Source organism: Roseibium sp. HPY-6 (assembly GCF_040530035.1).
Classification (GTDB): Bacteria; Pseudomonadota; Alphaproteobacteria; order Rhizobiales; family Stappiaceae; genus Roseibium.
This window is the reverse complement of record NZ_JBEWCD010000001.1, coordinates 547,982-569,606: the sequence shown is the minus strand read 5'-3', so window position 1 is coordinate 569,606 and position 21,625 is coordinate 547,982. Positions and strand designations below refer to the sequence as shown.

General features: G+C 56.0%; 16 protein-coding genes. 9 read left to right on the top strand and 7 right to left on the bottom strand.

The window, feature by feature from the left end:
- The first annotated feature begins 317 nt into the window (after positions 1 to 317).
- The 4 genes from ABVF61_RS02770 to ABVF61_RS02755 all read left to right on the top strand — a co-directional run bounded on the left by ABVF61_RS02770 (position 318) and on the right by ABVF61_RS02755 (position 6,043).
- Positions 318 to 1,403 (top strand): DUF2336 domain-containing protein, encoded by a 1,086-nt coding sequence (locus ABVF61_RS02770; protein WP_353992000.1) that lies wholly within the window; start codon positions 318 to 320, stop codon positions 1,401 to 1,403.
- A 178-nt stretch (positions 1,404 to 1,581) separates the two neighbouring features.
- Positions 1,582 to 3,984: a mechanosensitive ion channel family protein gene (locus ABVF61_RS02765; protein WP_353991999.1), complete on the top strand. Its 2,403-nt coding sequence runs from the start codon at positions 1,582 to 1,584 to the stop codon at positions 3,982 to 3,984.
- Between the two features lie 122 nt (positions 3,985 to 4,106).
- Entirely contained in the window at positions 4,107 to 5,156 is a 1,050-nt protein-coding gene (locus ABVF61_RS02760; protein WP_353991998.1) for a glycosyltransferase family protein, read from the top strand.
- 26 nt (positions 5,157 to 5,182) lie between these two features.
- Positions 5,183 to 6,043 (top strand): glycosyltransferase family 17 protein, encoded by an 861-nt coding sequence (locus ABVF61_RS02755; protein ID WP_353991997.1) that lies wholly within the window; start codon positions 5,183 to 5,185, stop codon positions 6,041 to 6,043.
- A 30-nt stretch (positions 6,044 to 6,073) separates the two neighbouring features.
- On the opposite strand, the gene ABVF61_RS02750 is transcribed toward ABVF61_RS02755, so the two are convergent.
- A complete protein-coding gene (locus tag ABVF61_RS02750; protein WP_353991996.1) occupies positions 6,074 to 6,712 on the bottom strand; it encodes a VOC family protein in 639 nt (212 codons plus the stop codon).
- 152 nt (positions 6,713 to 6,864) lie between these two features.
- Positions 6,865 to 7,620, bottom strand: a complete 756-nt coding sequence (locus tag ABVF61_RS02745; RefSeq protein WP_353991995.1) for a hypothetical protein — start codon at positions 7,618 to 7,620, stop codon at positions 6,865 to 6,867.
- Between the two features lie 646 nt (positions 7,621 to 8,266).
- Between ABVF61_RS02745 and ABVF61_RS02740 the strand changes: the two genes are divergently transcribed.
- Positions 8,267 to 9,133, top strand: a complete 867-nt coding sequence (locus ABVF61_RS02740) for a LysR substrate-binding domain-containing protein (RefSeq protein WP_353991994.1) — start codon at positions 8,267 to 8,269, stop codon at positions 9,131 to 9,133.
- Between the two features lie 207 nt (positions 9,134 to 9,340).
- On the opposite strand, the gene ABVF61_RS02735 is transcribed toward ABVF61_RS02740, so the two are convergent.
- Positions 9,341 to 9,541, bottom strand: a complete 201-nt coding sequence (locus ABVF61_RS02735) for a hypothetical protein (protein WP_353991993.1) — start codon at positions 9,539 to 9,541, stop codon at positions 9,341 to 9,343.
- 361 nt (positions 9,542 to 9,902) lie between these two features.
- On the opposite strand from ABVF61_RS02735, the gene ABVF61_RS02730 reads away from it, so the two are divergent.
- Positions 9,903 to 10,988, top strand: coding sequence for an enolase C-terminal domain-like protein (locus ABVF61_RS02730; protein WP_353991992.1), 1,086 nt, complete (start codon positions 9,903 to 9,905; stop codon positions 10,986 to 10,988).
- A 121-nt stretch (positions 10,989 to 11,109) separates the two neighbouring features.
- On the opposite strand, the gene ABVF61_RS02725 is transcribed toward ABVF61_RS02730, so the two are convergent.
- Positions 11,110 to 12,822, bottom strand: coding sequence for a KAP family P-loop NTPase fold protein (locus ABVF61_RS02725; protein ID WP_353991991.1), 1,713 nt, complete (start codon positions 12,820 to 12,822; stop codon positions 11,110 to 11,112).
- 313 nt (positions 12,823 to 13,135) lie between these two features.
- Between ABVF61_RS02725 and ABVF61_RS02720 the strand changes: the two genes are divergently transcribed.
- From ABVF61_RS02720 to metH, 3 genes are all read left to right on the top strand, one after another.
- Positions 13,136 to 14,146 (top strand): ArsR/SmtB family transcription factor, encoded by a 1,011-nt coding sequence (locus ABVF61_RS02720; RefSeq protein WP_353991990.1) that lies wholly within the window; start codon positions 13,136 to 13,138, stop codon positions 14,144 to 14,146.
- A gap of 1 nt (position 14,147) precedes the next feature.
- Entirely contained in the window at positions 14,148 to 15,059 is a 912-nt protein-coding gene (metF, locus tag ABVF61_RS02715; RefSeq protein ID WP_353991989.1) for a methylenetetrahydrofolate reductase [NAD(P)H], read from the top strand.
- Between the two features lie 201 nt (positions 15,060 to 15,260).
- Complete coding sequence (gene metH, locus ABVF61_RS02710; RefSeq protein WP_353991988.1) at positions 15,261 to 18,989, top strand: methionine synthase; 3,729 nt, start codon at positions 15,261 to 15,263, stop codon at positions 18,987 to 18,989.
- Between the two features lie 494 nt (positions 18,990 to 19,483).
- Here the strand turns inward: metH and ABVF61_RS02705 are convergent, their stop codons facing one another.
- The 3 genes from ABVF61_RS02705 to ABVF61_RS02695 form a co-directional block, all read right to left on the bottom strand.
- On the bottom strand, positions 19,484 to 20,125 hold the full coding sequence (locus ABVF61_RS02705; RefSeq protein WP_353991987.1) for a LysE family translocator: 642 nt from the start codon (positions 20,123 to 20,125) through the stop codon (positions 19,484 to 19,486).
- Between the two features lie 163 nt (positions 20,126 to 20,288).
- On the bottom strand, positions 20,289 to 20,855 hold the full coding sequence (locus ABVF61_RS02700) for an MAPEG family protein (RefSeq protein WP_353991986.1): 567 nt from the start codon (positions 20,853 to 20,855) through the stop codon (positions 20,289 to 20,291).
- A 79-nt stretch (positions 20,856 to 20,934) separates the two neighbouring features.
- A complete protein-coding gene (locus ABVF61_RS02695; protein WP_353991985.1) occupies positions 20,935 to 21,624 on the bottom strand; it encodes an ArsR/SmtB family transcription factor in 690 nt (229 codons plus the stop codon).
- Position 21,625 lies beyond the last annotated feature (1 nt).

Genomic DNA, 21,625 nt, shown 5'->3' with positions numbered 1-21,625 from the left:
GTCGCCTGGCCGCCATTTGGCAAATCGCCTTGTCAATCGAGCGATCGCTCGTTCAACCGCAGATAAAGCCAACTTTTTTTGATCGAATTTACAATTTTTTTCCTGTGTATGCATTGTGCCAGAAGGGCCGGTTGATGTCCGCTTTCTTCTTTTCTTTCAATAAACTAGTCTCGACTTCTGCAATGCGCTTAGAATTTTCACTAAATTTGGCACAAAGACGATTACATTCCCGACATTCCTGTTGGGTTCTTCTTTAAGTCTCACATCCATTTTCGATAAGACGCCGCAACGGCACATCTGAAAACTGGTATCGAAGCATGAGTGAAGCCTTGAAAACCGAACTGGTGAACTTTTCGGAGCTGACCGGGGAAGCTGGCAGCGCCCGGAAAGCAGAGCTTGCCCGGCATGTTGCAGCCCTCTTCGCGTTGACATCGGAAAGGTGTTCGGACGAACAGGTAGGTGTTTACGATTCTGTTCTGCTCCGGCTCGTCGACATGGTGGAATCTGAAGTTCGACGATACGTCTCCGAGCAGATGTCAGGTCTGCGCCGCGGTCCTCTGGACACAATCCGGCGGCTTGCTGATGACGATATTGAGGTCGCTGAACCGATCCTTCTGCGCTCATCCATTCTCAGTGATGAGGACCTGATTTCGATCGCCGAAAAACGTGGCAATTCGCATTGCTATGCCATCGCGCAACGTGAAGTGCTTTCCGAGAATGTCACGGATATTCTCGTACAGCGAGGCGATCTGAAAGTGAAGCGCAAGGTTGCAAGCAATGATGGGGCAAGTCTTTCCGACGCGTCCGTCCAATCGCTCATCAGCGACGCGGCTTCAGATGCAACCCTGCAGAACTTCCTGAGTGACCGAGGAGACCTCGCCGAAGCTCACATATCGAGCCTTGTTGCGATCGCAAGCGACGAAGTGCGCAAAAAGCTGCGCGATAGCGGGCAAAGCGAGGCGGCGGAACGTGTCGGAGAAGCGGCCGATATCGCCGCGCAGCATATGTCCAATCAGTATTGGCTTGGGCGATACGATTTCGACACGGCAAAAGCGCGTGTGATGCTGCTCGCAAAACGCGGCATGGTGAACGAGGCCGCCTTGCGCCGGTTTGCGTCCGAAGACCGTTTTGCTGAGGCGGTCGCAACATTTGCCCTGATGATCCGCGGCGATGTTGAGGAGCTAAGCCATTGCATGGTCAGCCCCAATCCCGAACCGTTTATCGTTCTGGCAAAAGCGTTCGGGTTTTCCTCCATCTCCGTCAGCGCGCTCTTGTCGATCGGACCCTGGCGTCACCGTCTCACTCCGGAGGTGCGCAATCTCGCTATAGCGTATTTTGCCCGGCTGACAGTCGCGGAGGCGAAACGCAAGATGTCACACTGGAACACCAACGTGGTCAGCTGACGCGTTCCCAGTCCAGGAAATAGATAATGCGAAAGCCCGGTGCCCAGCCGGGCTTTTTGTTTTCATCCTGTCTTTGCGCTTGATGCCTCCGGATGCGGTAATGGCTGGTTTCTTTCAAATTGTACGGAACCGTGCTTAACAGAGGCAAAGAAAAAACAGCGACTCGCACGGGGCCAAAATGTTAGCGACCGATATCCGCTTCCCAAATTCTGTTTCCAGATCAACAGCAGCATGGGTGCTCACCTTTGCCCTGGTAGCGTTCTTGTCGTTTGCACCCGGGATCGGTTTCGGATCAAACGCAGCTGAGGCTCAAGGTCTGACGGGTGTCGTGACCGGATTGGCGTCGGATGACAGCACCGAGAACAATGAAGCTGCCGATCCCAAAGCGGCCGACACGAATGAAACAGGAACACAGAACGCAGTACAGGCTGGTGAAGGTGCCGGTATCCTCCAGGAAGCTGACCAGTTCGTGGACCAGGCCGTTTCGGCGCGGGACGTTTTCAAGACGATCCTGAAAGAAATCCCAATCATCCACCAGACGATGTTGTGGACCTTGAGAGCTGAGGGAGAAGGGCGTGGCCTGAGTTGGATACCAACGGCACTCATCGACATAGCTGCCGGCATTATTTTCGGCGTTCTGGCGATGACACTGCTTGCCAGATGGGGCCGCAGGCACTTCGTGGGCATGTACCATGAAAACGTCTATAGCCGGTCTGACAAGATCATCTATCTGTTCCTGCGCGCACTCCTGATGATAGTCGGCGTTGTGCTTTTCTTCATCGTCGCCGTTCTGGTCTATCTCGTGGTCGGCTCAGGTTTGGAAGCCGCCAACCAGACAGCTCTGGTGGTTTTTGGTGTTTTCGCTTCTTTTCTCGTTCTTCGCATCATTTTTCTCAATCTCCTTGCGCCGGACGCGGACAGCCACCGCCTCTTGAACATGTCCGGCCAGGAGGCCGGTAGTCTCTACAAGGCGCTTCTTATCGGAAGTGCGGTATCGCTCTTTACCATTGGCTTCTGCCTGTGGATGGAACGGCTCGGGCTGTCTCAGGACGCGCACAAGATCGCGCTCATTGGTGCTTCGGCCCTGTCCATGATCATTCTGATCGGAATTTCGATCGCTTACAGGAAGGTGATTGCGCGTCTGATACGGGGCGAGGCAGGGGCTGGAGCGCCGATCTGGCGCAAGGTTCTGGCAAATGTCTGGCACTTTGTTGCGGTCTTCTACTTTGTTGTCGCCTGGGGCATTTCCGCTGTCCGCATCCTTCTGGATCTGCCCGATGCGACCGGGCTTGTCGGCGCGCCGCTGCAGGTCATGTTGCTGGCATCGGTGGCCTACGGCATCCTTGTGCTGATTATCGACAAGGTTCTGCTTCCAAGACTGGATACGGCGGACGTTCAGGCGAAAATTGCCGAGGACATCAAGCGGACAGACGAAAGCGAGGGTCTGCAGGACGACCCGGAAAGCGCAATGGCCCAGGCACGTGCGGAAGCAGCCGAACGGGAAGCACAGCGTTCGCCTTTTCGGGATTTGTTCGATCGCGGGGCCGTGATCCTCGTCCTGTTTGCTTCCTTCGATCTTCTGGCGTCATGGTGGGGTGTGCCGCTTGCCGGCAGCAGTTCTTTGATCGGCTCTTTCGTTGAGGTTCTGCTCGTCACATTCCTTGGCTACATGTCCTATGAGGCGGTGAAGATCGTTATCGACCGGCAGATCGCCAAGGAAGCGCCGGCGGAGGAGGATGAGGAAGTCGAGGTCGGTGGTGCCGGTGAAAGCCGTATTGCGACGCTTCTTCCGATATTCCGGAATTTCCTCCTGATCACGATTGTCGTCATTGCCGCCATGGTCGTTCTGTCCGAGCTTGGCGTGAACATTGCGCCGCTCTTTGCAGGTGCCGGGGTGGTTGGCCTCGCGATCGGCTTTGGTGCGCAGACCCTTATCCGTGATATCTTTTCAGGCGCGTTCTACCTGGTCGATGATGCCTTCCGCAAAGGCGAGTACATCGACATTGGCAGCGCCAAGGGGGTGGTTGAGAAGATTTCGATCCGTTCGATGCAGCTGCGGCATCACCGCGGCGCTCTGACAACCATTCCGTTCGGGGAAATCCAGCAGGTCGAAAACTTCTCGCGTGACTGGGCCGTGATGAAACTTGCCTTCCGTGTCACCTATGACACGGACGTGGAAAAGATGCGCAAGCTGATCAAGAACTTCGGCAAGGAGCTCCTGCAGGATGAATATTACGGGCCGATGTTCCTGGCCCCGCTGAAGTCGCAGGGCATCATGTCGATGGAAGATTCAGCCATGATCGCGCGTGTGAAGTTCACGACCAAGCCTGGAAAGCAATTCGAACTCCGCAAGATCGTTTATGCGGGCTTGCGGGATCTGTTCGAGCAAAATGGCATCAAGTTTGCCCACCGTCAGGTTACCGTGCGGGTTGCCGGCGAAAATGGCGAAGGTCAAGTGTCGCCCGAGTCGGCAAGAGCGGCTGTACAGGCCGCCATCCAGGCTGCCGCAGCAGGGGGTGGTGCAGCAGGTATTTTTGATCCTGACGAAGCGGGTAGCGAGGGAGCGACCGATCAACTCTGAAACCCTGCCCGGTCGTTGCCTGCCACGGGTTGGCGATGCTGATGCCGCGCCGCGTTCAAATTCATGGACCTTGAAGTCGAAACCCTGTATCGGTCCCGCAACCAGGAACAAACGGGACCGGAATGCTGATCGGATTTCAGGCTGGCGCCATTAACGAGCGCGGGATGAGCGTCGCGCTCCACGACTATGCGCTCGGCGTGCAAACCGTTCTCGGCCACGAGGCTGTGGTCTACTATGCCGAGACAGGCAGTGATGCTTCGGTTGTCGAAAAGTTTCAAAAATCTCTTCGCCTGGTGCCAGTTTCGCTGGGGCAGGATGCGCGTCGCCTGAGTGAGCGCGACAATCTGGATTTTTGCTATTTTATCCGGGACGGGCGAAAGCGGCCGCTTGAAATCAGCGCAGAGCGCACCGGAGTGCACGCGGTTTTCCGGCACTTTGAACCGCATGGTGATGTATATGCCTACGTTTCAGATTGGTTGTCTGACTGGATGACGGGAGGGCGTGCCCCGGCCGTGCCTCACATCGTTGATCTTCCGGACGCCGGCAGCAGTCTTCGCCCGGATCTGGGCATACCGGATGACGCCTTTGTTGTTGGCCGGTACGGTGGGTTCGACCAGTTCAATCTGCCATTTGCGCACAAGGCTGTTGAAACCGCGTTGGAAAGACGGTCAAACCTCTATTTTCTCTTCGTAAATACGGAAAAATTCATCGACCACTCGCGCGCACTGTTTCTGCCGCCCATTGTGGGAACTGCTGAAAAAGCTCGCTTCCTGGCCACCTGTGATGCGGGAATTAATGCCAAGAAGATCGGTGAAAGTTTCGGTCTCGCAATCGCCGAATTCCTGTTTTTCGGCAAACCGGTTTTCAGCTGGGCTGGAGGCATGGATCAAAACCATGTTGTGATGAGCCCGAAACAGGCGTGGCTCTACCGCACCCGCAAAGATCTTGAGAGCCTGCTGACCGAATACGAACCCGACATACGCGACATGGATCTTGCCCGATCGTCGGTCGAACCCTACAGACCGCAATCTGTCATGCGCCGGTTTGAAAGCGCCTTCCTGTCGGGAGACTACACGGCGCAGAGCTTGCACCTTCCTGCCGGTTTCAAGGCGAGGCGCTTCCTGGAGGAAAAGGCGATGAGAGCGAAATTCCGGCTCTGGAAAAGCCTTTAAAGGACAGCCCGGCGATAGAGACGAAAATGCTTTACGACTGTTTTGTTTTTCATAACGAATTCGATTTGCTCGAGATCCGTCTGCGGGAAATGGGCGATCATGTCGACCGTTTCGTTCTGGTGGAAGCGGACCAGACACAGCGAGGTGCACCCAAGCCCTTTTACTTCGACGAAAACCGCGAACGGTTCGCTCCTTGGGCCGACAAGATTATCGATTTGCAGATCAGGTTTCCAGAGGAGTTGCCTCCCGCACTCGGCGTCTACAAAAACCGGCGCAAGAAGGACTGGGAACGAGAGAATTATCAGCGCAATTGCATCTCGCAAGGGCTTGAGAAGTGTGATCCGGATGACCTGGTCATGTTGTCCGATGTCGATGAAGTTGTGCGCGGCCATGTGCTTGAGCGCGTGCTCGAAAAGCGTCTTTACAAGGGGCGGCTCCTTGTTTTTGAACAAAGCCTTCACAAGCATCATCTCAACCGGATCGTCCCTGACAAGACCTGGCTGCTTGGAAGCCGGATGCTGCAACACCGATATCTGACAACGCCGCAACAGCTTCGGCGCACGAAGGCGCGGATGACGAAGAAATCCTACGTGCCCGATATTGCCGCCCAACCGTTTCTCAGGGTCCGCAACAACAGTCTGTCGGGTATCAGCCGACCAGTGAAGATATTGCCGCACGCGGGGTGGCATTTTTCATCGATGGGCGGACTGGAAGCGTTCAAGACCAAACTGGACTCGGTCGTTCACGGTCAAACGGTCGATACGAGCGACATTCAGAAGCTTTATGAAATGGAGCTCCTGGGAACCGAGCTTGTCAGCACAAATACGCTGCCCGAATGTGTTCAGGCGGGCAACTTTGATCACATGCTCGCCAGACCGGGCTCTTGAACGGGCATTGCCCGGCAAAGCAAACGTGGCTTAAGTCAGGGTTCTCACACCCGCCGGCGTATCTATCTTTGCCTCGTAACGCACCTGCGCGCCCTTGGCGATTGATGGCTGCCGGCCGATTTGAAGATCCCGGTAGAGCGACCCTATAGCCTCCGGCTCGGGGTGCTCCAGCGAGAACGCGCGAAGCCGGGCGCCCAAGTCCGGAATATCGGCCATGGCTGTCGGATTGCCCCAATGATCGATCAGCGACGGTGCGGCCCCATCCAGAGGCAGCGAACCATCTTGCGGAATGGAGAACGAAAACCCTGGTGTGTCGACGGGAAGGGCGGTTTCTTCGCCGAAAATACTCCGGTGTGCAGGTGGCAAGTTCCTGAAGGAACTTATGTTTGCGACCCATCCCCGCAAGCGCCTGCCGCTTTCCCAGTCTTTTCTGACCGATCTTTGATCGTCCAGGCCAAACCAACGGGCACGGCCGGGTGCCGTTCCTTTGGGGTCCAATGCGACGATCTCGAGATAGATGCGGTCTCCGAGCTGGAGCCGGTGATTGTGCGTGCCCATGTAAAGGTGACGCGTTCCAAAAGGGACCTCGATGTCCAGGCAATTGCGGACATGCTCGGCACCCTCTTCAAGTGTTGGCGCAATGATAGTGATGTGGTCGAGGTGAAGCATGCGCAGGAGATCCAGTTTTCATAGAGCAATTCGGGAAAAGCCTGGAAAGGCGCGATTTACGAATGCGGTTGCCGTTGGCTTTAACTGGGTGTCCTGACGGTCTCATTGTCAAAGGAGATATTCTAGGCCTCGCAAAGCGCCGCTTCAGACGGTCAAACTGACCGGAACGAGGCGACAAGCTCAGAGAAATCGGCGAGGACCTTTGTAAGCCCTTTGCTTTCGCACTGCGGGCACCAGAGCCCTTTTTTGCCTTTTAGAAACAGTTCTTTTCGGCGCTTGCGACACTTTTTGCACGGCATGCCGTCAATTGAGTAGTCCGGCAAATCCATCAGTTGGTCGAAAAACCAGGGATAGGCCGCAGCGACCTTTGCAAGCTCGGCAGGCTGAAAATTCGGGCCATGAAGATAGAGCCGCTCCAGGTTCGGCAATCGTGTAACGGGTGTCAGATCGAGTTTCGCGCCATCAATGGCCGTCAGCGTCAACTCGGCAATCGGGAGGCCATCGAGAAAGTCGAGGCTGGCAATTTTCTGGAGCGAGGGCGGGCCACCAATAATCGACAGGCTCCGCAGTTTCGGAAGCAATTTCAAGGCTGCCGCGTCCTCCAAAAGGCCTATTTCTCTCACTTCAAGCGTTTCCAGGTCGGATGCCGTCTCGATGCCTTTGAGACTTTTGAGCTTTGACGAATGCCAGATCCTGAGTTCCGTCAGCGTTGCTGGCAAGGGGACGGCTTCGAGATCCGGTGCGGATAGCCACCGCAAGCTCAAGGTCGCCAAGGGCAGGCCGTCAAGACCATTCAGACGTTTCATGTCGGCCTTGCGAATTGTTTCGATTGCGAGAGAAGACCCGACAGGCATTCTTGCGGCCAGATCGGAAATGTCGAGACGCGCCGCTTCGAAAGTTCTCTCCACCCCAGGATATCCCACTCCGCTTGCGTTCGGACGACAGCCGCCCGGACGTCACCGACAGTGCGCGGAAGGTGTTAAGGTTTGCTTTCACTCTTTTTACGATTATCCGGTTCATGCGGCTGCACTGCCGGATCTGTGTTCCCGGTCCAACGTGCGGCTTGGAATGGTATGATCTCCGCAGATTGCAAACGGTGCCGAAGGGCCGGCCGATAGGTATAGCTCTTAAGCTGCTCGCGCGTAATGCCAAGGTCCTGAAGGACGCTGTCCGGTTCGTGCTCAATGAGATTTGCGCGTTCTTTTTCAAACTGTCTTCGGTTCTTCCATTTCTGCGTTAGTGACCTAAAATGGCGAATGCCAGACTTTATGTGAGAAAAGAGAACGAATCGAATGGAGCGATCTGTTTGAGGTGTCGCCGCGACAATTGTGTTGCGAAAGCAGAGTTTTCCCGGGTCATTGCGTGTGTTTTCTCTAAATATGAGCGATTCCGGCATGATTTGGGCCAATTCGACGTCGTTCCAGTTACCTAGATTATGACTCTCGCAACGCAAAAAATTTATGGAGAAGATTTCTCTTCAATGTGAAAAACGTTCACAAGACTTGAAGTGGTAACTTGCTTATAGAAATGGCTGTTTTCCGATTTGGAGACGCGATGAGAAAATTGCCCCCAATGAATGCCTTGCCGGCATTCGAAGCGACTGCACGTCTGGGATCGATGAGCGCTGCGGCTGAGGAGTTGGGCCGAACGCATGGAGCAGTCAGCAAGCAGATCGCTCATCTTTCCGATTTGGCCGGAACGCCTCTTTTTGAGCGCGATGGCGCTGGCGTACGATTGACGGAGCAGGGAGCATTGCTCAGCGCCGCCGTTCATTCCGCGTTGAACGGGGTTGAAAAGGCATGGCAAGACCTGACCAGTCGCTCAGAAAATCCTGTGCTTGATATCGGCATCAGTTCCACGTTCGCCATGCGCTGGCTCATGCCGCGCCTGTCGAGGTTCTATCAGCGCCATCCGGATGCGCAGGTGAATTTCCGCATGACGGGCAAAGCCAGGATCGCAGACAGCGACGTCGACCTCATTCTTACCTGGGATCGCTTGCGCTGGGATTTCGGCGATCGGAAAGACATTGAGAGACTTGGTGATGTTTCCTTCGGCATTGTTCACGCCCCTGGGCTTGATGTGAAGAAGCAAGGCAAAGCGCTGATTGCGAAGACGCGCTGCGTTCAGGAGTTGCCGGGTGATGTTTGGGGCGACTTCAAACGGCGAACCGGGATCGAAGCCGTGTCGGAAAACACTATTGCCTATGCGCACACGTTTCTTGTGATTGAGGGCGCCCTTGCCGGGTTCGGACTTGCGCTTGTGGAACGGCGCTTGATCGAAGAAGAACTGCAAGACGGGCGGCTGATTGCACCATTTGGTTTTCATACAATTGAAAAAGGCTTCGGCGCCATCGTTACCGGCCGGCATCGACAGCAGAGGCTTGCGGACAGTTTTCTTGATTGGTTGCGAGAGGAAGGCTGACCAGACCGGTCCCGCGCAGCATTGCAATCCATGCTCCCGGAGCGCCAGCAACCAAACGTGATGTGGCGGCTGTTTGCGCTCTCTGCACCGACAGCCGCCACAACGAATGCAATAGGACCCCACCTGAGACAATTTCAGTCTATGAAATTGATCTTTCTTCAAATGAAAGCGGTCGACAAAGTGTTGCCTCCACGCCTCCCGGTCTGATTACTGCGTGGTTACCGGGGCAGGCGCCTGGGTGCTTTCAGCAGAACCAATCGCGGGCGCGGTGGTATTGGGAGCTGAGCTCTGAGGCGTTACATTTTGATTGGGATCAGCGGCTCCATCGGTCTGATTGGGATTTTCTCCATTGCAGGCAGCCAGCCCCAGCAGGCCGAAAACAACACCAATCACGTACACGATCTTCATTTGGAATCTCCTTCCTAATGACTGCGCTTGCAAGTATTTGTTCTTGCGGGAGCGCTCTTCTAGAGTTCCAGCCCGTATTTTTATTTATTATGTTTGGAAATCTAGAAATCAAATTCGTCAGTAAGTTGATATTTTGAAGTTTAAATTGTGAAATTAATAAACAAATTTTACGAAATATTTCATTGATGTGTTTATTTTTTTACGACATTGGGATTATTTTAGGCTGAATTATTACTGATTATTTGTGTAACAGACGTTATTTAAAGTGTGGGGTTAGCTATTTCTTTCGAGGCACCGATCACGATTTGCAAACTGGCAATCACCCTAGACACTTCAACAAAAGCGCTTCTATCTTTCGAGTATGAACGAACAGAACGCACGGATTTCGGACTGCCGTATACGTCCGGTGATGGCGCCGCTCGAGATGCCTCACAAAACAGCGTCAGGCACACTCGAAGCCGCGCCGCTGGTGTTGATCGATCTCATCGCTGATGATGGTGTCGTGGGGTCCACCTATATCTTTGCCTATACGCCCATGGCGCTTGAGCCTCTCGCAGCGCTGTCAAAAAACATCGCAACCAGTCTTGTGGGCGAAACGGCCGAACCTGTGGCTGTCTCAGCACTGCTGGATGCCCGGTTCCGTCTTCTGGGCAATCAGGGTCTTGTCGCCATGGCGATCAGCGGGATCGATATGGCCTTGTGGGATGCTGCGGCAAAACGTGAAGAAAAGCCGTTGTGTCTGCTCCTGGGCGGAAAGGCGGGGCCTGTGCGTGTCTACGACAGTCTGGGGCAAATGGGTCCGGACGAAACGGCGCGGGTGGTCGAGGCTTCGCTGAAGCGCGGATTTCAGGCCTTCAAAATCAAGGCAGGGCATCCCGATCCGAAAACAGACGTCGCTGTCGTCCGGTCCATTCGCAATGTTGCGGGAAAAGACGTCTGGGTCGCGGCGGATTTCAACCAGGCCTTTGACGTGGAAGAAGCCGTTCGCCGCATGAATATGCTGGACGAAGAGGGGCTCGCGTGGATCGAAGAGCCTGTTCATGCATCAGATTATCAGGGACACGCCGCAGTCCGCGCTGCAATCCAAACACCGGTCCAGACGGGGGAGAACTGGTGGGGTGTCCCGGATATGAAAAAAGCCGTGGCTGCGAATGCTTCTGACCTCGCGATGCCGGATGTCATGAAAATCGGTGGTGTTACCGGGTGGCGCGCTGCAGCCAGTTTGGCCGACGAAGCCTCTTTGCCGATTGCCAGCCACCTCTTTGTAGAGATTTCCGCACATTTGCTAAACGCAACCCCGACAGCGATGATCCTGGAATGGTTCGATATTGCAGGAACAATCACCACCTCAACGCCTGAAATCTCCGACGGCCATGCGATGCCTTCGCAGGTCCCGGGTGCCGGAATACTCTGGGACGAAGGCGCTATCGAAAAGATCCTTGCGTAGCAGGTCGCAAAGGGCAGGGACACTCAGGCCGGCTTTTCCCCCGGATTGCAGGGGTGCTTAGGGGGACGCAAACGTCTTTCGCAGACGTCCCGCCGCTTCTCGTCGTTTGTGTTCCGGTTTTTCAGGAAAGCGTGTTTTGCAGCTGAGGCGGTCTGCGCCTGACCACGTTCACGTAATAACTCAGTGCCGACAGACTGTCATAGAACAGCGTGGCCAATTCGGTTTTCCACGCGTCAGGTAGCCGGACGTCCGTCGTATCAGCGGCCGGGTCGTCCGGAAAACGGAACCCCAGCTTGTCTTCGACGATCTGAAAGTAGCTTTCCAGCTTCAGGAATTCCGTGGTGGGCAGATTGCTCGCAATTGAGCTGCGGATGCGCGAAAACCTGTCGGACAGTTCGGAAAGGTCCGAATTCTCGGGTTGTGGGTCGAGCGGCAAGTCGCTCACCTCGGTGCGCAGCGAACGCAGGTCCGCGATTGCGGTGGCGAGGCCTTCAGGAATCACGTCTTCGGTACTGTCCAGGTTGGCCGCACCGATCTCCAGATAGTCGGACAAATTGTCCGTCTTGACCAGTGGTTGTCCGAGGTCCGGAGCACGCAGGTAGTCTTCCAACAAGAGGGGCAAGGCGGGAAAGGATGGGTCGTACCCACGCAGGGCATCGCGCGCATCGGGCGAGTCGGACAGGTATTTGTCGAGCGCGAGGCGGAACATGTCACGGCTGCCGCGAAGGGCGTCGTAGACAAATTGCCAATCCGGGTTTGCTGCAAGCGTCTGCAGGGTCAAAAACACGCTGTTGTCGAATGGTTTGCCGGGATCACGCGTTTTCGAGGCCATGATGAAATTGTTGATGTAGCGCTTTACGTCCCTCGGGTTCACCCCGCCACCTTCAGAGACCAGAAACTGAAGGTGAGGGAGGATTTCGTCGAGAAGGACCTGGTTCTGTGCCGGAGGAAGCTTGGCTTCCGTTGTCATGGACAGGACGAGATCTTCGACATTGTCGCGGCTGACCGGGCGCAACTCGAACGGTACCTGGAAAATCTTTTTGATATAGTCCGCACCCTCAATCGGACGTGTGAGCGCTGCTTCCGTGTCACCTTCCTTGGAGGCGGTCTTGTAGATGCTGTCTATGCTCCAGACGATGACGTCCTTGTCGAGCCCGACGACGAACACGAAACCGTCCAGGTCGAAGAAGAGCTTCATGGATTCCAGAACCGACAGAGCACCTTTGGGAAGGCACCTGTCAAGATCGTCGATGAAGACGACGATACGACGGTCCTTGTTGTCCTTTGAGAAGGTTTCGAATGCCTGACTGAGGGCCTGGAAACTCACAAAGTAGGAGGATTTGGAGATCTTTGCCTTTTCTTCTTCCTTCTTGATGTTCTTGGCCGTCGCCAGCACCTTGTTAGCGTCGACAGAGACAGACAGAGCGTCGCCGAGACCTGCTTTGAAGGAAAGCCCGGCCGTGATCGAGTACGCCACCTGACCGATCGTGTTGATCAGGGCTTCTATCTTGCTGTCATTGCTTCCCTGCTCTTCAAACCATGCCTCGAGCGCAGACTGAATAGAATCGAGCAACGGGATAATGAGGTGGTCTTCTTTTTCGTAGCGCCACGCGCTGAATTCCACCTGCACGATGTTGTTGTTGTTTTTCAGGTTCCGCTGAATGCCTTCCATCAGCGTGGTTTTGCCGGAGCCCCATCCGCCGAAAATGCCGATTGCGAACCGGGGCGGACTGTTGAGCACGATATCCGTGAATGCCTGTGCGTATCGGTCAAAGCCGAGTTCAGGTGTTTTGGCCGGTTGATCGAGAATGATTTGCCAGTCGCTGAGATTCATTGAAACGTCCCCAATAGAAATCGACGGTTCAGGCGACGAGTTGCTTGGCGGTTACCGGTTCTAAAAAAACGCTTCAAGCCTGCCTTGGCGGTCGAGAACAATAAATAACGTTGCGTAAATTAGGGGAGTGTCGTTGCATATCGGCCGTGTGTCAAATGTAAGACTGATACCTGAGGTCGCGTCTTTACCGCTTGGGCACCGTATTTTCACAAATCCATGTCGCAAATGTTTCTGTTGCTTGCATCTTGAATAACATTGATATAAAGATATCTTTATATCGACATTGATGTCCTGCAGGCCGAAGCGACGCTGAATGACCGACGACCCGACCCTTTCCGTAGAAGACACACTTGCCGCCCTTCGTGCCGTCGGCGAGGCGACACGTCTCAGGCTCATCGCCTTGCTGGCCGAAAGCGAGCTCACCGTGAAAGACGCAACCGCGATCCTCGGTCAAAGCCAACCGCGCATTTCCCGTCATTTAAAGCTTCTCGCCGAAGCCGATCTCATCCGCAGGTTTCCGGAGGGATCCTGGGTTTATTACCGTCTCGCCGAAGGTCCTGAAGGGCAGCTTGCCAGGGGGCTTGTTGAACGCATTTCAAAGGAAGATCCGGTTCTGGCGGCGGATCAGGAACGGTTTCGCGCGATCCGGAAAGCCAAGGCGGAAGAGGCAGCCGCCTACTTTGCTGCGCGCGCTCTTACATGGGACCGGGAACGGTCGCTCCACGTGGCAGAAGAGGATGTGGAAAGGGCAATGCGCTCAGCGCTTGGAGACAAGCCCTTCCAGTCTTTCCTGGATCTGGGAACGGGAACCGGTCGCCTGCTGGAGGTCTTTTCCGGCCAGTACACTTCCGCGCTTGGTGTTGATGCCTCCCACGACATGCTGGCTGTTGCGCGCGCGAACCTTGCCCGGGCCAACCTGACCAGCGCGCAAGTCCGTCACGGCGATGTCTACGCGCTGAACGTTCCGCCGAGATCGTTTGATGTCGTTGCCATCCACCAGGTTCTGCACTTCCTCGATGATCCTTCACGCGCGCTCGCCGAGGCGACACGCGCCCTGCGTCCGGGTGGACGCCTGATGATTGTCGATTTTGCGCCTCATGAGCTGGAGTTCCTGCGCGAAAGCCACGCTCATCGCCGGCTGGGCTTCGCGCACGACCAAATGGAGCGCTGGCTGGACGCGCTTGAACTTGATCTGGAGCAGGTTACAGACCTTGTTCCGGGAGACGACACCGAAAACAACCTAACCGTTACACTTTGGCTTGCCCGTGATCGCCGCATCGTCACCGATTGGCCCGCGCGCGACACGTCCCGAGAGGTCGCCTGACATGACTGAATTTTCTTCCCGCCGCTCCCACCAGGCTGCTCCTTCGCCAATTACGGCGTCATTCGAGTTCTTTCCGCCGAAATCGGACAAGATGGCAGAGACGCTCTGGACCACAGTCAAACGTCTGGAAGCGCTCGGTCCGTCCTTCGTGTCTGTAACTTACGGTGCAGGCGGATCAACACGGGAGCGGACCCACAAGACCGTCGAGCGGATTTTGAACGAAACCGATTTGTTGCCCGCTGCGCACCTGACCTGCGTGGGCGCTTCGCAAAGTGAGGTCGACGAGATTGTCAGAGACTACTGGAACCTGGGTGTTCGTCACCTGGTTGCATTGCGCGGCGACCCGCTTGAGGGGATCGGTTCCCGGTATACGCCGCATAACAACGGATACCCGTACGCCTCCGACCTCGTTGCCGGGATCAAGAAGATCGCCGATTTCGACATCTCGGTTTCCGGCTATCCCGAGAAGCACCCGGAGAGTGGCAGCTGGCAGAGTGAGATCGATAATCTGAAGCGCAAGGTCGATGCCGGTGCCGACCGGATCATCACCCAATACTTCTTCGACAACGACATTTTCGACGAATATCTGGACCGGATCGCCGCCGCCGGCATCAATATCCCCGTCGTGCCGGGCATTCTGCCGATCCACAATTTTGAACAGACGATGGTGTTTTCCGCCAAATGCGGAACCAGCATCCCGCAATGGCTCGCGCGCCGGTTTGCAGGCCTCCACAATGATCCGGAAACCCGGAAACTCGTCGGCGTGTCGATTGCCTGCGAGCAGGTCATGGACCTTGTCGATCGCGGCATCAACGACTTTCATTTCTACACCATGAACCGTGCGGATCTGACCTATGCCATCTGCCACATGCTCGGCATGGGTCAGCAGGCACCGGAAAACCTCGCAGCCTGACGCAAAATGCTTCTGCCCAAGTCCCTTTGTTTGTTGGCAAGGGACGTGGGAACGGGGCTTTGCGAAAGGCGAGCAGGATGAGACCGGATCGAAGTTGGGCGCGCCGCGCCAGCAACGCACCCGATCGCCGACAAAATGACTTCTCAGGCACTTTCGTGACGTGCCTCAAATGTACTCAGGATCCTCTGGAAGGAAGTACCCGTGATCAAGTCCGACGCCTTCGAGCGCCTTCGTGACCTCGCCAAGTCCCGTATCCTCATTCTTGACGGAGCCATGGGCACCGAGATCCAGGACCTGAAGCTGGATGAAGCCGGTTACCGCGGCGATCGCTTTGCCGACTGGCCGAGCGATGTGAAGGGAAACAATGACCTCCTGAGCCTTACCCAGCCGGACGCAATCAGAAAGATCCATGTCGACTACCTGAATGCAGGGGCCGATATCCTTGAGACAAATACATTTTCATCCACCACCATTGCGCAGGCCGACTATGGCATGGAAGAGCTCGCTTATGAGCTCAACTACGAGAGCGCGAAGCTCGCGCGGGAAGCCTGTGACCAGGTCACCGCGCAAGATCCGTCCCGGCCTCGTTTTGTTGCAGGCGCGCTCGGTCCGACAAACCGGACCGCATCGATTTCGCCTGACGTCAACAATCCCGGATATCGTGCCGTTTCGTTCGATGATCTGCGCATTGCCTATGCAGAAGCCGTACGCGGTCTGATCGCCGGAGGCGCAGACATTCTCCTGGTCGAGACGATTTTCGATACGCTCAACGCCAAGGCGGCTCTGTTTGCCATTGACGAGGTCTTTGAGGAAACAGGCAAGATCCGGCCCGTGATGATTTCCGGGACGATCACGGATCTGTCCGGACGCACGCTCTCCGGCCAGACACCCGAAGCGTTCTGGAACTCGGTTCGCCATGCGGACCCGCTTACTGTCGGATTGAACTGCGCTCTTGGGGCAAAGGAAATGCGTGCTCATGTGGATGAGCTCAGCCGCGTGGCGGACACGCTGGTATGCGCTTATCCGAACGCGGGGTTGCCAAACGAGTTCGGCGAATATGACGAGAGCCCCGAACACATGGCCGGGCTGATCGAGGAATTTGCCTCCGCCGGTCTTGTAAATGTCGTTGGCGGCTGTTGCGGCACGACACCGGCGCATATCCGGGCGATCGCGGATGCGGTGGCCGACAAGGCGCCGCGCGCTATCCCGGAGGTCGACCGTCATATGCGGCTGTCAGGCCTTGAGCCGTTCGTGCTGACCAAGGAGACCAATTTCGTCAACATCGGTGAGCGTACGAACGTGACCGGTTCAGCCCGCTTTCGCCGCCTGATCAAGGAAGACGACTACGCGACCGCGCTTGATGTCGCCCGTCAGCAGGTCGAAAACGGCGCCCAGATCATTGATGTGAACATGGACGAAGGCCTGCTTGATTCCGAAGAGGCCATGGTGACGTTCCTCAATCTGGTTGCTGCAGAACCGGACATTGCCCGTGTTCCGGTCATGATCGACAGTTCCAAGTGGACAGTGATCGAGGCTGGTCTCAAGTGCATTCAGGGCAAGGGTGTCGTCAACTCAATCTCTCTCAAGGAAGGTGAAGAGGCCTTTGTCGAACAGGCAAAACTGATCCGCCGTTACGGTGCGGCGGTCGTGGTGATGGCTTTTGACGAAACGGGCCAGGCCGACACGCTTGCTCGCAAGACCGAGATATGCGCGCGGTCCTATAAGGTTTTGACTGAAACAGTCGGGTTCCCGCCTGAGGATATCATCTTCGATCCGAACATCTTCGCGGTTGCGACCGGCATCGAGGAGCACAACAATTACGGTGTCGACTTCATCGAGGCGACGGGCTGGATCCGTGAAAACCTGCCGCATGCGCATGTCTCGGGCGGCGTTTCGAACCTGTCCTTCTCCTTCCGCGGCAACGAGGCCGTGCGCGAGGCGATGCACTCCGTGTTCCTCTATCATGCCATCCAGCAGGGCATGGACATGGCGATCGTCAATGCCGGTCAGCTCGCGGTCTATAACGATCTCGATGCGGATCTGCGCGACCACTGTGAAGATGTCGTTCTGAACCGGCGCGATGACGCGACCGACCGGATGCTGGAAGCAGCGGAGCGCTGGAAAGGCGAGGGCGGCAAGAAGAAAGAGGCTGATCTCACCTGGCGCACTTGGGGCGTTGCCAAGCGACTGGAACATGCCCTTGTTCACGGGATCGACGATTTTGTCGTGGAGGACACGGAGGAAGCCCGCCAGGCGTTCGACAGGCCGCTTCATGTGATTGAAGGGCCTTTGATGGACGGCATGAACGTGGTCGGCGACCTCTTCGGCTCCGGACAGATGTTCCTGCCGCAAGTGGTGAAATCCGCGCGCGTGATGAAAAAGGCCGTCGCCTATCTGATGCCTTTCATGGAGAAGGAAAAGGAAGAACAGGGTCTGACGGGCCAGTCTTCGGCCGGTAAAATCCTGATGGCGACGGTGAAGGGCGATGTCCACGACATCGGCAAGAACATCGTCGGTGTCGTTCTCCAGTGCAACAATTTCGAAGTCATCGACCTAGGTGTCATGGTTCCTGCGGCGAAGATTCTGGAAACCGCGAAAACGGAAAAGGTCGACATGATCGGCCTCAGCGGGCTGATCACGCCGTCTCTGGACGAGATGTGCCATGTGGCTGCCGAGCTTGAGCGCGAGAATATGGATCTTCCGCTTCTGATCGGCGGTGCGACGACGTCCAAGATCCATACGGCAGTCAAGATCCACCCGAATTACGAGCGCGGACAGGCAATCTATGTAACGGATGCCGGTCGCGCGGTGGGTGTTGCAACGAAGTTGATGAGTGAAGGCGGGCGCGCGCCTTATTTCGCAGATGTGCGGGCCGAGTATGCCGACGTTGCCGAAAAGCATGCGGCAAGCCGTGGCGATCAGCAGCGCACCTCGATCGCAAAGGCTCGCGAGAATGCCTTCAAATGCGACTTTGACGGCAAGCAACCCGTTGGTCCGCTCAAAACGGGGACGACGGTATTCGACGACTTCCCGCTGGAAGATCTGGTTCCGGTGATCGACTGGACACCGTTCTTTGCCACCTGGGAAATCAAGGGACGGTATCCGGCCGTTCTGACGGACAACAGGTACGGGCCGGCGGCAAAAGCGCTTTATGACGATGCGCGCCGCATGCTGGACGAGATCGTGGAGAAAAAACTTCTGACGGCACGTGGTGTTGCCAGTATCTGGCCGGCCAATGCAGTTGGCGACGATATCCGCCTCTTCACCGACGAAAGCCGCACTGACGAGCTGGCAACGTTCCACACGCTTCGCCAGCAGATGTCCCGATCAGCCGGCGGGCGTGCAAATGTTGCGATGAGCGACTTTGTTGCGCCTCTTGAGAGTGGGGTCCAGGACTGGGTCGGCGGATTTGCGGTCACATCAGGACATGGTGAAGATGAGCTTGCAGCCCGATATGCAAGGGAAGGGGACGACTACAACAAGATCCTTTCCCAAGCACTTGCGGATCGGCTCGCCGAGGCGTTTGCGGAAAAGCTGCATGAAATCGTTCGGAAGGACATCTGGGGTTATGCGGCTGATGAGACCCTTTCCACCGAGGACATCATCGGCGAACGCTATCAGGGCATCCGTCCTGCACCAGGTTATCCGGCGCAACCGGACCACACCGAAAAGGATACGCTTTTCCGTTTGCTTGATGCTGAACGTCACACGGGCATCCAGCTGACCGAAAGCAAGGCGATGCTGCCGGGATCTTCCGTTTCAGGTCTTTATTTCGCGCATCCGGACAGCCACTACTTCGGCGTTGGCAAGATCGAGAAGGATCAGATTGAAGACTATGCGGCGCGAAAGGGCTGGGATGTTGCCCTGGCCGAGCGCTGGCTGGCACCGATTCTCAACTACGATCCGGCTCGACTGGTGGCTGCTGAATAGCCGAAATCTCCTGAAATTTACCAAGTGTTTACCAACCTCCTGTGGAATCTCCACAGGGGGACACCCCATTTTTGTGAATAAACTGAGTGACCTAGGTGTTTCCTCGCAAATTTCTGCAAAAATGCACCAAGTGCACTCTTGTAAAGTGCACGCAGTGCGCTATTATTTATTTTACAGAAGGGACGCGGCAACGCTTCGACGTCCTGAAGGAGAAAAAAATGACTGTGCACGTAGCCAGAATTTTTCTGGTTAGACAAAGACGGGACTACAACCGGGATCGCCTCGCATGGCTGCCTCAGCGGCTTTACCGCTCCTGGCGGGAGGCAATCCCCCGGAAGCAAGAGCCTGCGTAAGGCTTTTGAAACGGGTCTCTCCCGAAGACCCCAACAAAAACGACAAAATCGGACAATCAGATGCTGAATTGCCCCCAGGCATCTGCCACCCTCCTAAAAAACCCGGCGAAAGCCGGGTTTTTTGTGTTTTGGACTAAGCTGTCAGTCGCGGCTGATGAGGAGCCGCGCGCCTGCAGCCGCAAAAAAACAGCCAAACAAGGTCTGGATGGTTCGCCTTGCCCTTCTGTAGAGGGCAACCATGGCAGGGCTGGAGAAGGCAAGCGCGTAAAGTGCGTGAATAAGCAACGATAAAGCGAATGTACCCGCAACAATGATGCCGCCGACCCAAAACGGTGCCCCCTTTTGCATGCCGATCGAAACGATGGCGATCCAGGCGAGAGCGGCTTTGGGATTGGTCATCTGAATGATGAAGCCTTGCGCGGCGTAACCGAGTTGTGAGCGATGGCTGCCCTCAATCTGCTTGATGTTGAAATCCTGGTTGGAGCGCGCGGCTCGAAAAGCTTTGTACGCGAGCCAAAGCAGATAAAGCCCGCCTGCCACCTTGATGACCGTGAGAGCGGCTGAATAGGCAGCCACGATTGCCGAAAGCCCAAGGACAGTCAGCGTCGCCCATGCGAGCGACCCCGCTGCCACCCCGAACGCAAGTGCCAGTCCCGCTGTTCGGCTTATACTCATGGATGCTCCCATGACGGCAAGGACATTCGGCCCCGGACTGATGATTGCCAGAAGAAAAGCCGAGTAAGCGAGCAAAATTCCCGGCAAATACAAAGAGAGTTGATCCATTCCGATCTCCTATGCTTGCGAAGGTCGCAAGCATAAGGTGGTCTGCCGGGTTGATGCTTCGGCTAAGGTCGAACTATGGATGTATTGTTGGCAATGCGATCGGTGCTGCGCAATCGTCACACCACATTGCTTGAGCAGCGAGTGACCAGTGAGTTTGGTTTCGTCAAAGCAGCACAGCAAGCGCCAAATGTCCGGCCAAACCGTAGAGAGACAGCAGGCTGACGCTCATGAACAAGCCGCGTGCACCGCTCATTCCGCTCAGGAAACTGTAGGTGTGGCCAAGCCGTCCGATCGCAAAACCGACCAGCCAGACGCTGGCCGCCAGAGCCGACGGCGATATCAATGCAAAAGGAAAGGCGAGCAAAACGAACAGCGTCGTGTTCTCCGTCGCGTTTCTGTGTGCATTGTGGCGCCTTTCCAGCTCAGCAAATCCGGTATCAGTGACATCGCCTTTCGAAAGACCGCTCGTCATCCATTCTTCGGGCGTTGCACGGATATCATATTTCAGTCTTGTCAATTCGGTGCTCGTCATCAGCCATGTGTGGTTGAGGACCAGCATGAGGCTTGCGACGGCGAGTGCCGCGAGAACGTCTTGCGACGGCAGAGCGATTGCGTTGCCCTCAACATTGAAAACAGTGAGGTTCAGCGCAAGGCTTATCAATATGAGGGCAACGGGGTAGACCTTGATGATGAGGGCGGTCGATTTCTTGTTTTCGTTTGGTTGAGACACGTCTCAAGAAGTCCTGAAAAGTTTGCGAAGCCAACTTAAGCTGTCGTGGCCGGCAAGAGAAAAGTTTGTCGATCCCTATTTAGGGGGTGGGGAATAGCTTTACGAGGCGCTCATTTCCGATTGGCGAGATTTGGACAACGCGGCTGTCTCTTTCGCGCCTCATCCAGCCCTCGTCCTGGAACTTTGCAAGGAATGCAGCCCCCAGCGATCCGGCCAGGTGGCTTCGTCTCTCGCTCCAATCGAGACAAGCGCGGCAAAGGGGGCGGCGCGCAGACTTCAGGCCTTCCAAGTCGATCCCGACGTCGCAGACAAAGGCTTCACCGCACTCCGTAAGGCCGAGACCGCTCTTTTCCTGTGTGACTTTCAGAAAACCGCGCGACTGCATGCTGTCGAAAATCCGTACCGCCATGTCGCCGGCGAGGTGGTCGTAACACACGCGCGCGGCGCGCATGGCCGGATCCCGTGGCCCCGTGCGCACACGTAGGTGACCCTTGTGCGCTGCCAATCCCATGACGGCTTCAAGCACGGCGGCGACTTCCGGCCCCGCCAGCGTGAAGTACCGATGCCGACCCTGCTTGGTTTGAACAAGAAGGCTGCCGTCCACCAGTTTTTTCAGGTGCGAGCTCGCGGTCTGGCCGGTGATCCCGGCTTCAGTCGCAAGTTCGGTTGCCGTGAGCGCCTTGCCGCCCAGAAGCGCACCCAGGATGTTGGCGCGTGCCGGGTCTCCGATCAGCGCGCCAATACGGGCAATGTCCGGGCCTTCTTTCATA